General features: G+C 61.7%; 18 protein-coding genes and 1 pseudogene. 13 read left to right on the forward strand and 6 right to left on the reverse strand.

What is annotated here, in order from left to right:
- Positions 1 to 4 precede the first annotated feature (4 nt).
- Entirely contained in the window at positions 5 to 862 is an 858-nt protein-coding gene (gene map, locus G8767_RS06285; RefSeq protein ID WP_007734970.1) for a type I methionyl aminopeptidase, read from the reverse strand.
- Positions 863 to 891: 29 nt separating this feature from the next.
- Positions 892 to 1,611, reverse strand: coding sequence for a transglutaminase domain-containing protein (locus G8767_RS06290; RefSeq protein ID WP_166809636.1), 720 nt, complete (start codon positions 1,609 to 1,611; stop codon positions 892 to 894).
- 53 nt (positions 1,612 to 1,664) lie between these two features.
- On the opposite strand from G8767_RS06290, the gene G8767_RS06295 reads away from it, so the two are divergent.
- The 4 genes from G8767_RS06295 (at position 1,665) to G8767_RS06310 (ending at position 4,448) form a co-directional block, all read left to right on the forward strand.
- A complete protein-coding gene (locus tag G8767_RS06295; protein WP_166809637.1) occupies positions 1,665 to 2,015 on the forward strand; it encodes an SMR family transporter in 351 nt (116 codons plus the stop codon).
- Positions 2,012 to 2,338 (forward strand): SMR family transporter, encoded by a 327-nt coding sequence (locus tag G8767_RS06300; protein ID WP_166809638.1) that lies wholly within the window; start codon positions 2,012 to 2,014, stop codon positions 2,336 to 2,338. The genes G8767_RS06295 and G8767_RS06300 overlap by 4 nt, the downstream gene beginning before the upstream one ends.
- Before the next feature lie 54 nt (positions 2,339 to 2,392).
- Positions 2,393 to 3,229: an AraC family transcriptional regulator gene (locus tag G8767_RS06305; RefSeq protein WP_166809639.1), complete on the forward strand. Its 837-nt coding sequence runs from the start codon at positions 2,393 to 2,395 to the stop codon at positions 3,227 to 3,229.
- A 142-nt stretch (positions 3,230 to 3,371) separates the two neighbouring features.
- The gene (locus G8767_RS06310) at positions 3,372 to 4,448 is read left to right on the forward strand and encodes an ABC transporter substrate-binding protein (RefSeq protein ID WP_283376259.1); all 1,077 of its coding nucleotides are present in this window, start codon (positions 3,372 to 3,374) and stop codon (positions 4,446 to 4,448) included.
- A gap of 161 nt (positions 4,449 to 4,609) precedes the next feature.
- Here the strand turns inward: G8767_RS06310 and G8767_RS06315 are convergent.
- A pseudogene (locus G8767_RS06315) lies at positions 4,610 to 5,113 on the reverse strand (GNAT family N-acetyltransferase); the annotation flags it as partial.
- Positions 5,114 to 5,275: 162 nt separating this feature from the next.
- Between G8767_RS06315 and G8767_RS06320 the strand changes: the two are divergent.
- Positions 5,276 to 5,674 (forward strand): hypothetical protein, encoded by a 399-nt coding sequence (locus G8767_RS06320; protein ID WP_124566273.1) that lies wholly within the window; start codon positions 5,276 to 5,278, stop codon positions 5,672 to 5,674.
- Positions 5,675 to 5,752: 78 nt separating this feature from the next.
- Complete coding sequence (locus G8767_RS06325; protein WP_166809640.1) at positions 5,753 to 7,198, forward strand: hypothetical protein; 1,446 nt, start codon at positions 5,753 to 5,755, stop codon at positions 7,196 to 7,198.
- Here the strand turns inward: G8767_RS06325 and G8767_RS06330 are convergent.
- Both G8767_RS06330 and G8767_RS35695 read right to left on the reverse strand, forming a co-directional pair.
- On the reverse strand, positions 7,176 to 7,553 hold the full coding sequence (locus G8767_RS06330; RefSeq protein ID WP_095970695.1) for an SHOCT domain-containing protein: 378 nt from the start codon (positions 7,551 to 7,553) through the stop codon (positions 7,176 to 7,178). The genes G8767_RS06325 and G8767_RS06330 overlap by 23 nt on opposite strands.
- A 132-nt stretch (positions 7,554 to 7,685) precedes the next feature.
- Complete coding sequence (locus G8767_RS35695) at positions 7,686 to 7,937, reverse strand: hypothetical protein (RefSeq protein WP_124566276.1); 252 nt, start codon at positions 7,935 to 7,937, stop codon at positions 7,686 to 7,688.
- A gap of 143 nt (positions 7,938 to 8,080) precedes the next feature.
- On the opposite strand from G8767_RS35695, the gene G8767_RS06340 reads away from it, so the two are divergent.
- On the forward strand, positions 8,081 to 9,775 hold the full coding sequence (locus tag G8767_RS06340; RefSeq protein ID WP_166809641.1) for a SulP family inorganic anion transporter: 1,695 nt from the start codon (positions 8,081 to 8,083) through the stop codon (positions 9,773 to 9,775).
- 47 nt (positions 9,776 to 9,822) lie between these two features.
- Positions 9,823 to 10,788 carry an endonuclease/exonuclease/phosphatase family protein gene (locus G8767_RS06345; RefSeq protein ID WP_166809642.1) on the forward strand — a complete coding sequence of 322 codons (966 nt, stop codon included), beginning with the start codon at positions 9,823 to 9,825 and terminating at the stop codon, positions 10,786 to 10,788.
- Positions 10,789 to 10,823: 35 nt separating this feature from the next.
- Here the strand turns inward: G8767_RS06345 and G8767_RS06350 are convergent, their stop codons facing one another.
- Positions 10,824 to 11,822, reverse strand: coding sequence for an Lrp/AsnC family transcriptional regulator (locus G8767_RS06350; protein WP_260395226.1), 999 nt, complete (start codon positions 11,820 to 11,822; stop codon positions 10,824 to 10,826).
- Positions 11,823 to 11,957: 135 nt separating this feature from the next.
- On the opposite strand from G8767_RS06350, the gene G8767_RS06355 reads away from it, so the two are divergent.
- The 5 genes from G8767_RS06355 to G8767_RS06375 all read left to right on the forward strand — a co-directional run bounded on the left by G8767_RS06355 (position 11,958) and on the right by G8767_RS06375 (position 18,227).
- Positions 11,958 to 13,301: a DUF3100 domain-containing protein gene (locus G8767_RS06355; RefSeq protein ID WP_124566279.1), complete on the forward strand. Its 1,344-nt coding sequence runs from the start codon at positions 11,958 to 11,960 to the stop codon at positions 13,299 to 13,301.
- Positions 13,302 to 13,353: 52 nt separating this feature from the next.
- Positions 13,354 to 14,568, forward strand: a complete 1,215-nt coding sequence (locus G8767_RS06360; RefSeq protein ID WP_166809643.1) for an amidohydrolase — start codon at positions 13,354 to 13,356, stop codon at positions 14,566 to 14,568.
- The gene (locus G8767_RS06365; RefSeq protein WP_166809644.1) at positions 14,565 to 15,923 is read left to right on the forward strand and encodes an L-serine ammonia-lyase; all 1,359 of its coding nucleotides are present in this window, start codon (positions 14,565 to 14,567) and stop codon (positions 15,921 to 15,923) included. The genes G8767_RS06360 and G8767_RS06365 overlap by 4 nt, the downstream gene beginning before the upstream one ends.
- Before the next feature lie 126 nt (positions 15,924 to 16,049).
- Complete coding sequence (locus G8767_RS06370) at positions 16,050 to 16,940, forward strand: hypothetical protein (RefSeq protein WP_206028988.1); 891 nt, start codon at positions 16,050 to 16,052, stop codon at positions 16,938 to 16,940.
- Between the two features lie 126 nt (positions 16,941 to 17,066).
- Positions 17,067 to 18,227: a serine hydrolase domain-containing protein gene (locus tag G8767_RS06375; protein WP_166809646.1), complete on the forward strand. Its 1,161-nt coding sequence runs from the start codon at positions 17,067 to 17,069 to the stop codon at positions 18,225 to 18,227.
- The last annotated feature ends 191 nt before the right edge of the window (positions 18,228 to 18,418 follow it).

The following is an 18,418-nucleotide window of genomic DNA, read 5'->3' on the forward strand; positions in this document are numbered from 1 at the left end:
GAACTCAAGGCAGGGTGAGAATCTCTGCACCGGTCTCGGTGACCACCAAGGTGTGCTCGAACTGTGCCGTCCACTTACGGTCCTTGGTGACGACGGTCCAGCCGTCCTCCCAGATCTCGTAGTCGATACCACCGAGGTTGATCATCGGTTCGATCGTGAAGACCATGCCCGGTTCGATGATCGTCTCGACCGCGGGCTCGTCGTAGTGCAGGATCACGAGGCCGTTGTGGAAGGTCTCGCCGATACCGTGTCCGGTGAAGTCCCGGACGACGCCGTACCCGAACCGATGGGCGTATGACTCGATGACACGTCCGATCACGTTGAGCGCGCGGCCGGGCTTGACGGCTTTGATGGCCCGCATCGTTGCCTCGTGCGTGCGCTCGACGAGCAAGCGGTTCTCTTCGGACACATCACCGGCGAGGAACGTCGCATTGGTGTCGCCGTGAACCCCGTTGATGTACGCGGTGACGTCGATATTGACGATGTCGCCGTCCTGGATCACGGTCGAGTCGGGGATTCCGTGGCAGATCACCTCGTTGAGAGACGTGCAGCACGACTTGGGAAAGCTCTTGTATCCCAACGTCGACGGGTATGCGCCGTGGTCGAGCATGAACTCGTGTGCGATGCGGTCGAGTTCGTCGGTCGTGACACCGGGAGCGACAGCCTTGCCGGCTTCCTGCAGCGCGCCGGCAGCGATCTTGCTGGCGATGCGCATCGCCTCGATCGTCTCCGGCGTCTGAACCCAGGGCTCGTTGCCCTCTTTGGCGGTCGGCTTCCACGCGTACTCGGGCCGCTCGATCTTCGAGGGCACAGCGAGGACGGGAGAGACGGTTCCAGGGACCAATGGGGTACGCACAGACATGCAGAACAGCCTAGACCTCGCGTCGCGCGTCAGCCGGATGCACTCCAGTTCCGGAAAACCGGATCGACGAGAATTCTGACGGGGGTCGACATCGTCTGTCCGAATTCCTCGAAGAGCTTGTCGCGAGATTCGAAAGTGCCCAGATCACGGTCGACGAATTCGGAGAAGTCCAAGCAATCACACGAAACCGATCCACCCCAGCTGATCGGAGCGCGTCCGATCGCGTCGAACAGTGTTTCCTCGCCGGTGTTCGTGAACGGTTGCACCGATGAGACTGCCGCAGGTGCAACGATCTCGGAGATGTCCTGCCAGCGTCCGTCGATCAGAAATTCCGGCCACGCCAGCAGCACTGACGTCGGAATCACCGCACGTAGATGCCGAAATCGCGGATACCAGAATTCCCCGCGAAGTACGAGACCGCGGACGCGGGTGGCGATACCTCGGCGGCGAGCCAACGCTTCGACCACGGCAAGTCTCTGGCTGCATGATCCGCGCCCTCGACTCAATGTCACCGAGACGGGTTGCCGGTCGTCGAGTCCGTACACCGCCCGAATCGTTGCAGCGACGCTGCGATGCGCCGACACCAGAAACTCCTGCGCCGACTGGATCGCACCTTCTGCAATGTCCTCGTATAGGCGGGCCACGTCATCGTGGCCCCAGTCGAGAATCGGCGTCGCGGCTGCGTCGCCTCCGGACACATCGTGGCGGATGTCACCGTCGCGGATTCCGCCGAGCAGCACGCACGTCATGTCTCAACCGTAGTGCGCGACCGGAATCCGTGGAGCCTGACAGAATCCGAACCGTGAAGAAATGGCTGCTGTTGATCACCGCGATCCTGACCGAGGTGTCTGCGACTTTGTCGTTGCGCGCCGCCCTCGATCACCCCGCTTGGTACATCGTGGTCGTCGGCGGATATCTCGCGGCATTCACCGCCTTGTCGTTCGTCCTGCGGGAGGGCATGGGACTCGGTGTCGCATACGGAATCTGGGGCGCAACCGGAGTTGTCCTGACCGCCGTGTTCGCAACTTTCCTTTTCGGCGACCCGCTGACAGCAACGATGGGCGTCGGTATTGCCCTGGTCATCGGCGGAGTGCTGTGCGTCGAACTCGGTTCCCAGGTTGCTGCCGACAGCGGGCCGGCGGACCCGGCATGACCTTCGTATTTCTGATCGCTGCAATTATTTCCGAGGTCACCGCGACGTTGTCACTACGGATGGCGTCGCAGGACGGCAGCGACAAACGATGGCTCGCGGTTGTCGCCGTGGGGTACCTCGCCGCTTTCGCTTTCCTCACGCTCGCACTCGACGCGGGCCTGACGATCGGCGTTGCGTACGGCATCTGGACTGCATGTGGGGTGGCGCTGACGGCAATCGCATCCCGCATTCTCTTTCGCGAACCGCTGACCAAGCTCATGATCGTGGGGATCGGCCTTATCGCGGCAGGCGTGCTTCTCATCGAACTCGGTGCGGCCCACTGAGCCCAGCAAACAGGGTGTAAGGTTTACCTAACTTTGCTTTGGAGGTAGTCCGCGGTGCCGATCCCTGCCCTTCGTGAAATCGACGGTGGTCCACAGCTGGACGACGGTCCGCACTTACGGGAACCCGAACGCCACACTCCGATGGCGCGCGCCGTCCCGGCGCCGTTTCGACTGACGACGTACATCGTCGAGACCGACCACATCACGCAGTGGCCACAGCACGCTCATGCCGAGCACGAACTCATCTGGTCCGACCGCGGCGTCGTCAACATGATCATCGACAATCAACTCTGGACCGTCACGCCCGGCGTCGGCCTGTGGATCCCTCGCGGGGTCCTCCACGAGGGTCAGGCCAATCCCCACGTCGCATTCCGCGCCACTCTCTTCACCCCCGAGTTGTGGACTCCCGCCTGGAACGAACCGTGCATCGTGACGCTGAGCGAGGCGGCGCGAGTTCTGCTGATCCACCTCGCCCATACCGGAATGCCTGCAGAACAACGCCTTCGGGCTCAGCAGGTCTGCGTCGATCTCCTCACTCCCGCATCGGCCCCGCATTTCGACGTGCCGATCCCCCGCGATCCTCGGCTACGGATACTCGTCGACAAAGTTCTGTCTGATCCCGCCGACGATCGATCACTCGATCAGTGGGCGCACGTTCTCAATCTCAGCCGACGCACGGTCACCCGGATCTTCGCCGCGGAACTCGCCTTGAGCTTTGCGCAGTGGCGCACCCTGGTTCGCATGAGTACGGCCTTGGGAATGCTCGGGACCGGGATGAGTGTGAATGCAGTCAGTCGTCGAGTCGGGTACGGGACGTCGAGTTCGTTCATCGCCGCCTTTCGCAAGACGGTCGGCTACACCCCTGGCAATGCTCTCGCCGCCGTCAACTGACGCAAGCCTGACCTGTTGTCGACATCTGCTGGCCCCTTCGCTACACGGACGCGCCCTACATTCACTTAGGTAAGCCTGCTCTCATGTGCTCGAGGCACTGAGTCGTGCAAGCACTTCCCCGATCAATCCCGAGGAGTTTCGCGTGTTCAGATCTGCCCGTCAGAGAATTCGTCCCCAGCGGAGGCGACGAATAGTCGTTGCGCTGATGGTGGCGGCCGCACTGCCTCTGGCCGCCTGCACGCAGTCGTCGACCGAGACCGAAGGAAACAATTCGTCGGCATCCGCCGTCGAGGACGGCGCGTTTCCCGTCACGATCAAGCACGCATTCGGTGAAACCGTCATCGACAAGGAACCGACCAGGGTCCTCACCCTCGATTCCGCAGCGGCAGACACCGTCATCGCCCTGGGAGTCACCCCGGTAGCGATGCAGAAGGACTCGTGGGCCGGCGACGCCGACGGCTTCCTGCCGTGGACCCGCGCGGAACTCGAGAAGTCGGGCCAGACACTGCCCACGCCTGCGCCGTACTACTCCGACAGCGGGGAGCTCCTGTTCGAACAGATACTCAATGTCGCACCCGATCTGATTCTTGCGCCGTATTCCGGTTTCTCCGAGCAGGACTACCAGCGCCTGAGTTCGATCGCCCCGACACTCCCCTACGACACCAAGCCGTACCAGCCGAGTTCGTGGCAGAACCTGGCCACCGATGTCGGCAAGGCTCTCGGTCGCCCCACTCAGACCGCTGCGCTGATCAAGTCCGCGGAGGAAACTGTCCAGGAGTCGAAGGCGAGCCATCCGGAATTCAACGGGGTCACCTTTGCCTTCGGGTCCTACATCCGCGAGGGAGAAACCGAAACCGCCATCTACGGCCCCGACGATCCACGCGTCAAGTTCGTCGAAAACCTTGGGCTCACAGTTGCTCCCGACGTGGTGAACGGCGCCAAGAACTTTGCAGGCGACTCTTTCCTGTTCGGCATCAGCATGGAGAAACTCGACACGATCAACACCGACGTGTATCTCGGATGGGCAAGCGATCAGTCGGAAGTCGACAGCACGTTGGCCAACACTCTGTTCGCGCGGTGGCCGGTCATCGCCAACGGAAAGGACTTGTGGATCACCGACAATCGCCTGACAGCGGCGACCATGTACGTCAGCGTTCTGAGTGTCCCGTGGGCAACCGACGAGCTCGTTCCACAGTTGACCGAACTGGTCGCCAAGTAGCAGCCCACGCGGTCCGACCACGCACCTGAAGGCCACTCACTGCGCAGTGTCGCGAAAACCAGAGTGTCGGTCCATTCGTTCTTGATCCACGCGTTCTGCCGAAAATGTCCCTCTCGCCGCATACCGATACGCTGCGCGAGTCGTGCCGAAGATTCGTTTCTCGCATCCATCTGCGCGATCACGCGGTGCAATCGGGGAGTCGCGAATACATAATCGAGCAGAGCCGTCACCGCTTCCGTCGCGAATCCGCGGCCGCCGAACTCGGGCGAGAATGCCCACCCGAGTTCGGCGGTGCACTCGGTTTCAGCTGTGCGCTCGGTTTCAGCTGTGCGCTCGGTTTCAGCTGTGCGCTCGGTTTCAGCTGTGCGCTCGGGCTCGTCGACAAGCCACGCACTCACGCTTCCCACAACCTGACCGTCGTATTCGACAACAAGCGCCAGGGCACCGGCCACGAGGTCACGGCGAGAAATCCTGGTCTGCACGGCCTCTCGGGCCGCCGCGAGATCCCAAGGCTCGTTGAACAGGTACCGGCATACGTCGCTGCGCCCGTGGAAGACGAGTAGGTCCCGGTGATCGCCCGGCCGATAGGTGCGAAGTACCAGTCGGTCCGTCCGGATCACCTCAGGTGCAGTCGCCGTCGACCTGCCCACGTCCGCCATATCCATGCCGCCACGGTAGGTTCTTTCGAATTCGTAGGCGAGTGAATATCGCGAGGACGATCAGCGCTCAATGTTTGATTTGCCCCGTGGCGGGCTACTTCACCACCGTAAATAGTCGAAATACGGAGTTACGCCAGGCAATTTCGCACTTGAAATCTAGGGGCGGTCATGTCCGAGGATTCACTGGTCAAGCAGGGTGTGGCAAAAGGAAGCGCGCTCGGCGGAGCGGTTCTCCTCGTCACCGTCGGCGTGCTCGAAATTCTCCAAGGCATCTCGGCGATATCCGAGGACGACGTGACAGTCGTCGGCCCCGAATACACCTATCAATTCGACCTCACGTCGTGGGGATGGATCCACCTCGTACTCGGTGTGCTCGTCACCGCGGTCGGAATCATGCTCTTCACCGGCGCGACGTGGGCACGGGTCGGAGCAATAGTCATCTGTTCTCTGTCGATCCTCGCGAACTTCCTCTGGCTACCCCACTCTCCGTGGTGGTCGATCATCATCATCGCGCTCGACGTGTTCGTCATCTGGGCTGTCGCGACATGGAATCCCGACGTGATCTGAGGCGACAGTTTCGGATCCACCTATCAAGTTCGACGTTTTCATCTGTGCGGCAGCAGTTTCCCTCCTGAGAGGAACATGATGGCAAACGGCACGAGCGACGGCCCACTCCACGAGGACGAGCGTGCCGAACTGGCCAGGCTGCGCCAAGAGGTTGCATCGCTTCGCGAGCACACTCCCAGCGCCCGTGAAACGCCCCTCGAACAGGTCCCCCGGCCACCTCGACACGGCCTCCGGTGGACCGCCGTGGTAATTCTGCTCGTATTGGTCGCGCTACTCGCAGTCTTGTCCGTGACCACGCGCTTCACCCGAAGTCAGATCCTGGACACGGACCGTTACGTCAGCACTGTTGCGCCACTGGGCGAGAATCCCGCCGTGCAGGCCGAGATCACGAATCAGATCACCGACGAGATATTCGATCGTGTCGATGTCGAGGGGCTCACCACCGACGCGCTCACCGCACTGACCGACGTGTCGAACCTTGCAGCCAACGCACCTCGCCTGGACCAAGCTCTCGTGGGGTTGGCCCCGGTGATCGCCGGTCAGGCGAAGAGTTTTGTCCACGACACGGTGGGCTCACTCGTGCGGTCACAACAGTTCGAAGACTTGTGGATTCAGGCGAACAGGTCTGCGCACAACTCTCTCGTCGCGGTCATGACCGGCAACTACGGACCCGACTCCGTCGAAGTCGATCAGAGCGGAACCGTCAGCATTTCGCTGAGCACGATCATCGACAAGGTCAAAACAGTCTTGATCGACCGCGGCTTCGCCTTCGCAGACAAAATCCCCTCCGTGGACAAGGAATTTGTTCTCTTCCAGTCCCCCGAACTCGTGAAGGCACAGCGGGCCATCTCGGCACTCGACAAGGTCTCAGCAGTGCTGCCATGGCTGGGAATCGCTTGCGCAGCAGCCGCTGTCGCCGTCGCTCCAACGGGTCGCAGGCTCCGCGCGCTGTCACTGGTCGGTCTGTCGATTGCGTTGGGAATGCTTGTTCTCGCGATCGGAATTCTCATCGGGCGTGCAATCTACCTCGACAGTGTCCCTGCCGATATTCTCTCGCCAGACGCCGCGACTGCCGTCATCGACACAGTTCTGGTGCCACTGCGCACGAGTCTTCGCGCGGTTGCAGTCCTCGGTGTGGTGGTGGGGCTCGGCGCCTACCTGGTCGGTGGGTCGTCGTCGGCAATCGCCGTTCGCCGAGGCTATGGGCAGGCATTGGACTTCGTCCGGCATTCCTCCAGAGGGCGTACGCCGAATCAGGTGGAGCGGTGGGCCGATCAGCTTCGTGTTCCGCTGCGCTGCGCCATCATCGGCATTGCCGCACTGTTGCTGCTCTTCTGGCGCTACCCCACAGGATTGGTCGTGGGTTGGATTGTCATCATTGCGCTGGTCGCACTCGTAGTTCTCGAAATACTGGTTCGTCCTGCACGCGCCGCCGCGGAGGATGCCCGGCCCGACGACGCCGGAACCGACGACGCCGGGCCTGGGGCAGAAGATACGAAAACTACGCGAGCGCCTTTGCCTTGATGGCCTGAAATTCCTCTTCGTTGATCGCGCCTGAGTCGAGAAGCTCTCTGGCGTCGGCGATCTGCTGAGTCGGCGACTTCCCGGCGACGTTTCGAATGTAATCACTCTGCGCGTGTATGTGCTGCTGAGCGGCCTCCATCGACCGCCGCGTCATTCCGTCGTTCTTGACGACCACGTAGATCATCGCGGACAGGAATGGAATGACGAAGAGAAATATCATCCACAGCGCCTTGGCCCAGCCCGAAGTCTCGTGGTCACGGAACAAATCGGTGATGATCGAGAACAACACGCTCAAGTAGGCCACAAAGGCGAAACAGACGAAGATGAACCAGAAGAATTCCCAGAAACCTTCCATGTCAACGCTCCCTGCACTCGGTTTACACATCAGGAGTTCGGGAGGCTGACCTTCCGCGCCTGAACTTCTGCATTCGGCCAGAACTCCCTGGTCCAAGGTCATTTCAGTATGCGCCGACGACATCCGTTCCGGCTACAGCTCGAGTGAGTCCAGGTTCGCCGAACGCTCGTCCATAATCGAGATCACGATTCTCCGATTCGAGATCTCTTGTCTGGCAGCCTTTTCGACAAGGAGAGGCACGAAGTCACGGATCCGACAGCCCACGAACCGCTGATGAATTGTTCGCACTCTGTTTTCGATCTCCGGTGGAGGAACATTCGGATACCGGGAAATCAGGCGAGTGATCACCCGCTCGACGTGAAGCAACTCTTCGTCGCCAGTCATTCATTAATGGTCGTCCGTCCAGCCGAGCGCGTCAAGACTCGGAAAGGGTTCGAAAACAACACAATTCAGGTACCTCTCGTAGCCAGGCCGACCGATGGGGCACAGTTCGAGACTTCTGACAATTGCGGGGGGATAATCGACGGATGATGTGGACGGAGAGTCTAGGTCGGCTACCGGGGATCGCGACTGCACGCGGATATCGCCGTGAATGGCTGCGCGCAGACGTCACGGCAGGACTCGTTCTGACGGCCCTGCTCATCCCCGCGGGGATGGGCTACGCGGAGGCCGCCGGATTGCCCGCGTACGCCGGTCTGTACGCAACCATCGTGCCGTTGCTCGCGTACGCGGTAGTCGGACCGTCGAAGATTCTTGTACTCGGGCCTGATTCGTCACTGGCACCGCTCATCGCCGCCGCGGTCATACCGCTGGCAGTGGTCGGCGATTCGGAGAACGCGCTTGCACTTGCCGGAGTTCTCGCCATTCTTGTGGGTCTCATCCTCGTGATCGGGGGTTTCCTGCGTCTGGGCTTCGTCACCGAACTCCTCTCGAAACCCATCCGTCTCGGGTATCTCAATGCGATCGCACTCGTTGTCGTGGTTGGTCAGATTCCCAAGCTGCTCGGATTCTCCGTCGACGCGCCCGGCCTCGTCGGTGAAATCGGTGAAATCGGGAAAGCACTGATCGGTGGTGATGTCGACACCCTCGCTGCCGTCGTCGGCATCGGCTCACTGGTCGTCATAGTCGCCTTCCGGCTCTGGGTACCTGTAGTTCCCGGCGTGCTGGTGGCCGTCGTCGCGGCCATCGTCTTGTCCGCTGCCGCCGGCCTCACCGATGACATCGGCATGGTCGGCGCGCTGCCGGAAGGGCTCCCCCTCCCCTCTGTCGGCGGAGTCACCTGGCAGGACGTGGGGCAGCTGATCGGGCCGGCGGCCGGTATCGCGTTGATTGCCTTTGCCGACACCGGTGTTCTCTCGCGCACCTTCGCCGCCCGACACGGCGAGGACGTGAACGGCAGTACCGAGATGAAGGCGATCGGTGTCGCGAACGTGGCCGGCGGACTTTTCGGCGGATTCCCGATCTCTGCGAGCGGATCACGGACGCCGGTGGCCGAACAGAGTGGGGCACATACACAATTGGCCGGCGTTGTCGGAGCGCTTGCGGTCCTGGTGTTCGTCCTCGTCGCTCCCGGACTCACGGCATATCTGCCCGATGCAACACTGGCCGCCGTCGTCATCGTCGCCGCGTGTGCACTGATCGACGTTGGCGGCATGGTCCGCATGTGGCGCATGAGCACCGTGGAATTCGGCCTCGCCGTCGCGGCGTTCCTCGGCGTCGCCCTGGTCGGGGTGCTTCAAGGCATCCTTGTTGCGATCGGGCTGTCCTTCGCAGCGGTCATCGCGCAGGTATGGCAGCCACATCGAACCGAACTCGTCGAGACCGGCGAACCTGCCGGATTCCACGACGTCGAACGACATCCAGATGGGCATCGCATCCCCGGCCTGGTGTTGGTGAGGTTTGACGCGCCACTGTTTTTCGCGAACGGCGAGATCTTCGACGAGTACGTTCGCTCCGTCGTCGCCAAGGCACCCGACCCGGTCGAATGGGTGGTCATTGCCGCCGAACCGATCACCGGGCTGGACACGACCGCCGTCGACGAACTCGTCGATCTGGATACATTTCTGGAGGGCAAAGGAATTCGATTGGCATTCGCGGAGATGAAAGGTCCGATCAAGGATCGACTCATCCGATTCGGTGTCGGCGACAGATTCGACTCGACACACTTCTACCCGACCATCGAAGCGGCCGTGAACGCATTCCGCACCCGAACCGACGACTGACAACGCCAGGCAGTCGGGAGCCTTGGCTGCATTAGGTACCGTTTGGTATGGGATTCACGACGGACAACGTTCCGGCACGCCGTATCGCTCAGGTCGCCGGTGTGGGCGGTATTGCCGTCGGGGTTGTCGCGCTGATCGCATTGTACTCCACCAAACCGATCAACCCGTTGATCGCCGTGGCCTCCTTTGTCCCGATGCTGCTTGCGGTCACACTCGTCGCGTCCCTGATATGCCTGATTTTTCGTCGCTGGATACTGCTGGCGATCTCGGTGGTGCTGATTGCGGTGGGCGCGTCGGTGATCAGTCCCATGTATGTGGCAAACAGTTCCGAAATCGACGGGCCGTCCCTGCGTGTAATGCAAGCGAACCTCCTCTTCGGGCAGGCAGACCCCGTCAGTTTGACTGCGACGGTGCGCGAGAAGGCAGTCGATGTCCTGACGGTTCAGGAACTGACCACATCACTCGAAGGGTCCCTGAGAGATCAAGGGCTCGAGCAACTGTTGCCGCATCACTACTTGGTACCGGACGAGGCCGGCGGGGGTGGCGCAGGTGTTTACAGCCGTTATCCCCTGACGGAAACTCGGGAACTGACCGGATTCGGACCTACCAATCTTGTTGCCGAAGTGGGCTTCTCGACTCCGTTCACCCTTCTGGCGGTACACCCCGGACCGGCGTTCGTGACCCCTCCCGACGTGTGGACTGCCGAGCTGAGCACTTTGCGGAACACACTCGACGCCGCCTCCGCGCAAAAAACCGTCATCGTCAGTGGCGACTTCAATACGACATTCACGCACAAGCAATTTCGTGACCTCCTCGACGTCGGCTACTCCGATGCCGCAGACCAATTGGGAGTAGGCATCGTTCGCACCTACCCGGCGGACAAGAAATATCCCGCGATCGTCGGCATCGACCATGTACTTCTGCGGGGCGGACAGGCGAAAGCTCTCGAGCGGATCGAGATCGAAGGTTCCGATCACTTCGGCTTGATCGTCGACGTGACGATCCCCGACTAGTCGGAAGAGCACCCGCCCCGCGAACGCATTGCGGATCACCCGTGCTTCGGCATGCTTCGACCCGACACATCGATTGTTCGATGTAGATGATGCGGCGTACGCAGGACGATCGACCGGTCCACCACGGATACGCCCGGAAACTGCTCGGCGAGATAACCTTCCAAACGCTGCACGTCGTCGATCGAGCGCAGCCACACCGCCAACGCGATGTCGTAGCTGCCGATGGTAGAAGCAACAAGCCTCGCCTCGCGCAGGTGGGAAAGGCGCTGAGCAATTGCCTCCTTTCGCCCGTCGAGACGTAAGAAGTACCACGCGTAGACCGGCCAGCCGGAGTAGGGCCGAGCTATCTCCGTGCGGACGACCAGACGCCCTGTCGACAGCTCGTGAGAAAGTAACGCTCCGGCGCGTGCCGGCGTGACTCCGAGGGCTGCAGCGAGTGCCGAGACGGTAATTCGTGGTTCGCGGGAAAGGATGTCGAACAGCTGCGACTGTTCCTCTCCGCTGGCGCGTACACCACGAATCTTCGCCGGCGGAGTCGCCTCGAGCGCGGCGATCTCGTCCGCGTCGAGAGCACGTAGACGCCAGTTTCGGGCATCGGAGTTCGCCGAGGACACGATCTGTGTTCGCATCGCGGTGATCATCGGCAGCGATCGTGTTCGCTCCAGGACGTATCTGGACAATTGATCGAGGTCGGTGCACGTGAGCGTGACAAGCAGATCCCGATTGCCGGTTGTGAGATCGACTGTCAGGACCTCTGGATCGTGCGCGATCTGTTCGGCGACACCAAGGGTCTGCGCCGGTGCGCATTCGATCTCGAGGAGCGCAGTCGCCGACACGATGGGACCGCCTCGGTAGGCAGCGATCCACGCTATCCCTTGCGAGTGCAGACGCTCCCAACGCCTGGTCAGGGTGACCGGGTCGGAACCGATCGCGCGTGAAAGCTCGGACCACGACGCTCGCGGCCTGATCTGCAGTGCGTTCAACAGCCGAAGATCGTCGTCCTTGAGCATCTGATCCTGCACCGAGGACCTCACTTTCACCAGAATGCTGCACCGAAACAGGATCGAAACGCATCAATCCTAACTTCATCTCATCAATAGTCCACCAAATCCTGAGCCTCGAGAACGCTACATCTTGCGTTCGTTCGCCCCCTCGAGAAAGACACCGACATGACCGAAGCATTCCCTGTCTCGCATGACGATTCTCCGGTCAGCGATCAGACCGCGACGCACAAGGTCGTTTTCGCCATGAGGTCGCCACGCCTGTGGATCGTGGTGATTCTGCTCCTCGGGCTTGCAGCAGGCGCCCAACTGATCGGCCCCGCAGTGATTCCCGTCGGCGCTGCCGCCATCACGATCCTGCCCATGGTGTGGGGACTGATTGCCGGCGGTGTCGTCTCGAGCCAGAAGTGGAAACCTCTCGGCCTCGATCTTCAGGCCGCAGCCTCGGCAATCATGGGGCTGGCTGTTCTCTTGCTCTGCGCAAGACTGTCTTTCACCATCGGCCCGAACATCCAACTGTTGTTCGAGGCGGGCCCTGCCCTGCTACTGCAGGAACTGGGGCACTTGTTCGGCACTATCGCTCTCGCACTCCCACTGGCGGTACTCCTTCGGATGGGACCGGCGACCGTCGGAGCAACCTTCTCCATCGACCGCGAGGGCTCCTTCGCGATGGTCAGTGAACGCTACGGCCCCGATTCCGACCAGTACCGCGGAGTCCTGTCGATGTACGTTTTCGGCACTCTGTTCGGTGCCGTGCTGATCAGCCTGATTGCGTCGCTGGCTACGTCCTTCAACATCTTCGACCCCCTCGCGTTGGCGATGGGTGCTGGGGTCGGATCCGGCTCGATGATGGCTGCCGCTGCCGCGAGCGTCGTTTCGGCGCACCCCGAGATGGCCGACCAGGTACTCGCCGTGGCGGCCACATCCAACATCATCACCGGCCTCCTCGGCGTGTATGTCGGCATGTATGTCGCACTCCCCCTTGCTGATCGAATCTACGGCGCACTCACCAAGCGCTCGAAGACGACCACCGAACGGAAAGCTGACACTGCCCCACGAGCGGTCGCGCCGAGCGTCACCGTGCCGCTGACCACTATCGTTCCGATTCTGTTCGTCGGTGGGGTCATCGTCTCCTCGATCGCAGCGGGTGGCGTAACTCGATCGATCATCGTCGGATACCTGATCCTCACCGGATTGTTGCTCCTGGGCGTCGGCGTGGCCCGCCTGACCCGCGGCAAGATCGCGGCGATGATCGCCATCATCACCGTCGGCGCCTTGGCGACCACGCCGTGGTCCCCCATCGGTGACTTCGTCTCGACCACCGTCGGTACCGTCGACTTTCTCTCGATCTGCACCCTCACCTTGACTGTCGCAGGTCTCAGCCTCGGCAAGGACCTTCCCTTGCTCAAGACGATCGGCTGGAAGATCGTCCCGGTCGGAATCGTCGCGATCCTCGCCTCGTACCTGCTTTCCGTGGTCGTCGCGGAGTTCGCGCTCGGCCTCTGGCATTAGGACTGCACCGAAAGACGCTGGAAACAAAAGATCTTGAAAGGAAGCAATATCCATGTCCATCGCTGACACCCTCGCCCCCACGGACTCGGTTTCGAGCACGATCGAGAAGTGGTCATCTCGCCTCATCGACGTCAGCCACACGATCCATGCTCACCCAGAGTTGGCATTCGAAGAGCATCGTGCGTCGGCGCTCTTGGCTGACGCCGCGCAGGAAGCGGGCTTCACGGTTACTCGCGCCGCCTACGGCCTCGAGACGGCATTCGAAGCGGTGCGAGGCTCCGGCCCCTTCCGCGTCGTCGTCTGCGCCGAATACGACGCCCTCCCCGACATCGGTCATGCGTGTGGACACAACGTCATCGCCGCCGCCGGACTCGGCGCAGCCGTCGCACTCGGTGAGGTCGCGGAGGAGCACGGCCTGACCGTCGTCCTCCTCGGTACGCCGGCCGAGGAACACGGCGGCGGGAAAGTCCTACTCCTCGAACGCGGCGCATGGGAGGGCGCGGCGATGTCGATCATGGTCCACGGCGCTGCAGGTGAAGACGTCAGTTGCACCGTCACCGGAACGCAGGCAGTCGATCGGTTCGACGTGACCTACTCCGGACGAGCCGCGCACGCGGCCGCTGCGCCACACAAGGGAATCAACGCAGGTGACGCCGCCACGATCGCCTTGGTTGCCATCGGACTTCTCCGTCAACAACTTCCGTCCGACGTCAGACTGAACGCCTACGTCGAGCACGGCGGCGAAGCGACAAACATCATTCCGGCCTCGACATTGGTTCGAGCGGAAGTTCGGGCCGCAGAACTCGACGTGCTGTTGGACGCCAAGCGTCGCATGCTCGCATGCTTCGAGGGCGCTGCTGTGGCCAGCGACTGCTCCTGGTCGACCGAACGCGCCGAACCTCGGTACGAGGAGCTGGTACAACATCGCGTGCTGGCGACCATCTGGGACGAGGAGATCGCGAGCCTGGGCCGCACCGCGGCCGCCCGAACTCCCCTGACCGGCGGCTCGACTGACATGGGCAACGTGTCGAAGGCGGTGCCCTCGATCCACCCGATGATCGCGTTGCGCGGCGTCACCGGAGTTCCTCACACTATCGAGTTTGCCGCTGATGCCCGCTCCGCGGCGGGTGACGAAGCCGTTCTGCACGGAGCAATCGCAATGGCGCGCACTGTGATCCGAGCCGCTAGCGGGGACTCGCGCTCCACCCTCTTGACGCTTGCGGCCCAGCGCGAGTCAGGAGCGACCACCGTCACGAGCGCCGAATGAGCACCACCGGAGTCTATGTTTCCGCTCTCGAATTCTTCTCCATCGGCATCGGACCCTCCAGTTCACACACGGTCGGTCCGATGCGCGCTGCCCACGCTTTCGGCGGCGAGCTCGCCGCTGCCGACTTGACCGCGTCGGTCGACCGGATTCGCTGCAATCTGCACGGGTCACTCGCCGCCACCGGTATAGGTCACTGCACTCCCGACGCGGTGATTGCGGGACTTCGTGGGTTGGAGCCTGAAACGTGCGAGCCGACCGACGTTCACGGCCGATGGGCCGAGCTGTCGGACGGCGGATCGATGACGCTCGTCGGTGGCTCGCTCGAACACGTAGTGTTCGAGCACGAGGACATGGTGTTCGAGCCGCTGGTTCGCCGTCACGGCCACCCCAACTCGATGACCCTGACCGCCTTCAGCGGTCGCGAAATCGTCTGTACACGTACATATCTGTCGATCGGTGGCGGATTCGTACTGCGCGCCGGAACGGAGACGCAAGCAAACGCGCATTCGATCAACTCACGCTACCGAACCGCGAAAGAGCTACTGGCGGAATGCGGCTCCGGAACTATCGCCGAACTGGCCTTGTCGGACGAAATCGCGATACACGGCCAGGATCGGGCATTCACCGGCATCGACGCGATCTGGTCCGCGATGCGCGCCTGCATCGAGCGCGGCACCCAGACCGAAGGTGTATTGCCCGGGCGTCTCGGAGTTCGCCGACGCGCGCGGTCTGCGAACATTCAACTGGAACAACGTAACTGCGCACCATCCTCACGCGAGTGGCTGACGGTCTACGCCATGGCGGTCAACGAAGAAAATGCAGCAGGTGGCCGCGTGGTAACGGCTCCGACGAACGGTGCGGCAGGCATCGTGCCGGCGGTGCTCTACCACCACCTACGTGCGACGGGCGCCGGCGCGCATGACGTTCGAACGTTTCTACTCACCGCGGCCGCAATCGGGTCGATCATCAAGGCGAATGCCTCGATCTCGGGTGCGGAAGCCGGGTGTCAAGGCGAGGTCGGAGCCGCTTGTGCGATGGCGGCGGCAGGTCTGTGCGCAGTCATGGGTGGATCGCCACGACAAATCGAGAATGCAGCTGAGATTGCCATGGAACACCATCTGGGGCTGACCTGCGATCCGGTTGGTGGCCTGGTCCAAATCCCCTGCATCGAGCGAAATGCCGTAGCCGCCTCGACTGCAGTCACCGCAGCGCAGCTCGCATACCTGGGTGACGGGACGCATGTGGTGAGCCTCGATACCGTCATCGAGACCATGCGACAAACCGGAAACGACATGTCCGTGCGCTACAAGGAAACCAGTGAAGGCGGGCTCGCCGTCAATGTCGTCGAGTGCTGAGGGGGATGTCGACGCCGGCGGCGTCCGCGGGCGGACGCCACCGCCGGAAATATCATCCTCTCGAACGATGAAGTCCGTAGCGCGGATTTCTACACTCGGTGACATGACTTTGTGGACGGTGACCAGATGACCGCGCATCACGCTGGAGGAATCCCGCTGCATACCGCGTCGGGGCCATCTCGGCCGATACTGTCTTCCGGCCGCAAGATCGCCGCGCTGATCGCTGCCGCCGCCGTCTTCTCCGCAGCCTTCGTTCTCGCCCCGGCCATGCTGACAACACGTCCCGGCGAGGGCTATGCAAACCAGGGGGCGCTCGTCGAGACGGTCCGAGCAAATTTCGTCGAGTATTGGAACTCGGGCGTTGAGAGCTTCACGCCCGGTTTGCAGTCCGCTGTCGACTACTGGCAGCGGTACCACATGGCCAAGGCAGTGATTGCGGTAATCCTGTTGACCGTCCTGCTCTCACTCGGCCGCGCGCTCTGGATGTCGTTCGTGAACGCCGGCCCTCTGACGGCTGGAAAGAAACTCGCATTCGTCTCGGCCGGTGGACTGGTCACACTCCTCGCACTGTTCTCGTCGGTACTCGTAATGGCAAACGTCCAAGGTGTCGTTGCGCCCTTCTCTTCGCTGATCTCGATGTTGCCCGTGGCCCAGACGGATGGGGCACTTGGCGACACTGTCGGGCAGGTCCGACAACAGCTCGCTCAGTCGACGGGCACCGGAAATCAGCAAAGTCCGGCCCTCGAACTGATGATCAGCGACTTCGCGCGGTATCACTTGGCCATGGCGGTGATCGCGCTGATCGCGGCAGCAATATCACTGGCCGTGGCCGTGGTCGTGTGGGCACGCTTCGCGAGAACGGCACGATCCGACAGGCGGACGAGATTCGTGTCGGGGTCGATAGGCATTCTCACTGCACTGTTCACGCTGGGATTGATCGTTGTCTGCGTGGCAAATATGGGCACCGCGGCAGACCCGGCACCGGCGCTGGCGGCGTTCTTCGACGGCGGGCTCTGACCCCTGTCAAGGGTTGAGGCCAGGGTTCCGTAGTCCCTCGGTACCGGTTGAGGAGGTACCTGGGGACTGCGTCTGCCGTACCCGGGGTCGATGTGTGAGCGCCCTCGGACAGGCAGAGTTCGACTCATGAAAACCGGAGCAAGACGCATCATGCTTGTCGGCCTGTGCAGCGCCATGGTTGCCGGAGCTGTAATCAGCTGCAGCACGGACAAATCCGCAGACAATCCCACATCCACCTCTGACAAGGTCATGGACTCTGCCATCACCGGCCAGCTCGACTCGATCATCGACGCGGCGGTGAATTCGACCGGGATTCCCGGTGCGATGGTGGGCATTTGGGGACCCGACGGCAACTATGTGAAGGTTGCGGGCGTCGCCGATACTGCAACGAAAGCACCGATGGAAACCGACTTCTACCACCGAATCGGTAGCGTCACCAAGACATTTACCGTGACCGCCCTGCTGCAATTGGTCGACGAGGGAAAGATCGGTCTCGATGATCCGATTTCCCAGTACGTCGACGGCGTCATGGAAGGTGATGCGATCAGCTTGCGTCACCTGGCAGGGATGCGCAGCGGCCTCGTGGACTACACGACATCTGAACAGTTTGTGATGGAATATCTTTCGGATCCTCGTCGAGCTTTCACACCAGAGGAACTCGTCGGATACGTCAAGGACCTCCCACTCCAACTTCGACCAGGGACCACCGTCAACTACTCGAACACCAACACTGTTCTGCTGGGAATGGTGATCGAAAAGGTCTCCGGCTCAAGACTGTCGGACGTCATCGACACCAAGATCGCGACACCACTCGGGATGGAGCACACCAGCTTTCCCATGACCAACGCGTTCCCGACACCACACGCACAGGGGTACACCAACCAAACGCTCGACGAATCCGTGACCGCGGCGACGGATTGGAATCCGTCGTGGGGCGGCGCCGCGGGTGCAATGATCTCGTCGTTGGACGACATGCGCATCTGGGTTCCGGCGCTGGCCAAGGGCGATCTCCTCACCGACGACACTCAGAAGCAGCGCCTGCAAACCGTGAACTTGAGCGAAGGGGACGACAGCTCCGGCTACGGACTCGGATTGTTCAACAGCGGTGGCTGGATCGGTCACAACGGAAGCCTGCCCGGCTACAAGACAGTCTCGGTCTACTTGCCCGAGAAGGACACCACCCTGGTCGTCTTCATCAACACCGACATCGACGGCGAGACTGATCTGACCAGCGCGTTGATGGTGCCGATCACCAAGCTGATCAGCCCCGACAACGTCTACGGCTGATCACCTCAGGTCCGATCCACAATTCGAACGAAAGTGATATATCGGGCTCGATCTGTCGATAAGCTCGACCGTCGACAGATCGAAACCCGAAAGAGGCGCTCATGGGATCCTTGAACGACTGGCTACTCAACAGCGACAGCCCGCTCGCGGGGATCGTCGGCGGCATCCTACTGACGATCGCGATGCTTTCC

Source organism: Rhodococcus sp. IC4_135, from assembly GCF_011602025.1.
Lineage (GTDB): Bacteria > Actinomycetota > Actinomycetes > Mycobacteriales > Mycobacteriaceae > Rhodococcus_F > Rhodococcus_F baikonurensis.

Coding starts and splice junctions, on each gene's coding strand:
- map (WP_007734970.1), bottom strand. CDS start 862: ATGTCTGTGCGTACCCCATTGGTCCCTGGAACCGTCTCTCCCGTCCTC.
- G8767_RS06290 (WP_166809636.1), bottom strand. CDS start 1,611: ATGACGTGCGTGCTGCTCGGCGGAATCCGCGACGGTGACATCCGCCAC.
- G8767_RS06300 (WP_166809638.1), top strand. CDS start 2,012: ATGACCTTCGTATTTCTGATCGCTGCAATTATTTCCGAGGTCACCGCG.
- G8767_RS06320 (WP_124566273.1), top strand. CDS start 5,276: ATGTCCGAGGATTCACTGGTCAAGCAGGGTGTGGCAAAAGGAAGCGCG.
- G8767_RS06325 (WP_166809640.1), top strand. CDS start 5,753: ATGGCAAACGGCACGAGCGACGGCCCACTCCACGAGGACGAGCGTGCC.
- G8767_RS06330 (WP_095970695.1), bottom strand. CDS start 7,553: ATGGAAGGTTTCTGGGAATTCTTCTGGTTCATCTTCGTCTGTTTCGCC.
- G8767_RS35695 (WP_124566276.1), bottom strand. CDS start 7,937: ATGACTGGCGACGAAGAGTTGCTTCACGTCGAGCGGGTGATCACTCGC.
- G8767_RS06340 (WP_166809641.1), top strand. CDS start 8,081: ATGATGTGGACGGAGAGTCTAGGTCGGCTACCGGGGATCGCGACTGCA.
- G8767_RS06345 (WP_166809642.1), top strand. CDS start 9,823: ATGGGATTCACGACGGACAACGTTCCGGCACGCCGTATCGCTCAGGTC.
- G8767_RS06355 (WP_124566279.1), top strand. CDS start 11,958: ATGACCGAAGCATTCCCTGTCTCGCATGACGATTCTCCGGTCAGCGAT.
- G8767_RS06360 (WP_166809643.1), top strand. CDS start 13,354: ATGTCCATCGCTGACACCCTCGCCCCCACGGACTCGGTTTCGAGCACG.
- G8767_RS06365 (WP_166809644.1), top strand. CDS start 14,565: ATGAGCACCACCGGAGTCTATGTTTCCGCTCTCGAATTCTTCTCCATC.
- G8767_RS06370 (WP_206028988.1), top strand. CDS start 16,050: ATGACCGCGCATCACGCTGGAGGAATCCCGCTGCATACCGCGTCGGGG.
- G8767_RS06375 (WP_166809646.1), top strand. CDS start 17,067: ATGAAAACCGGAGCAAGACGCATCATGCTTGTCGGCCTGTGCAGCGCC.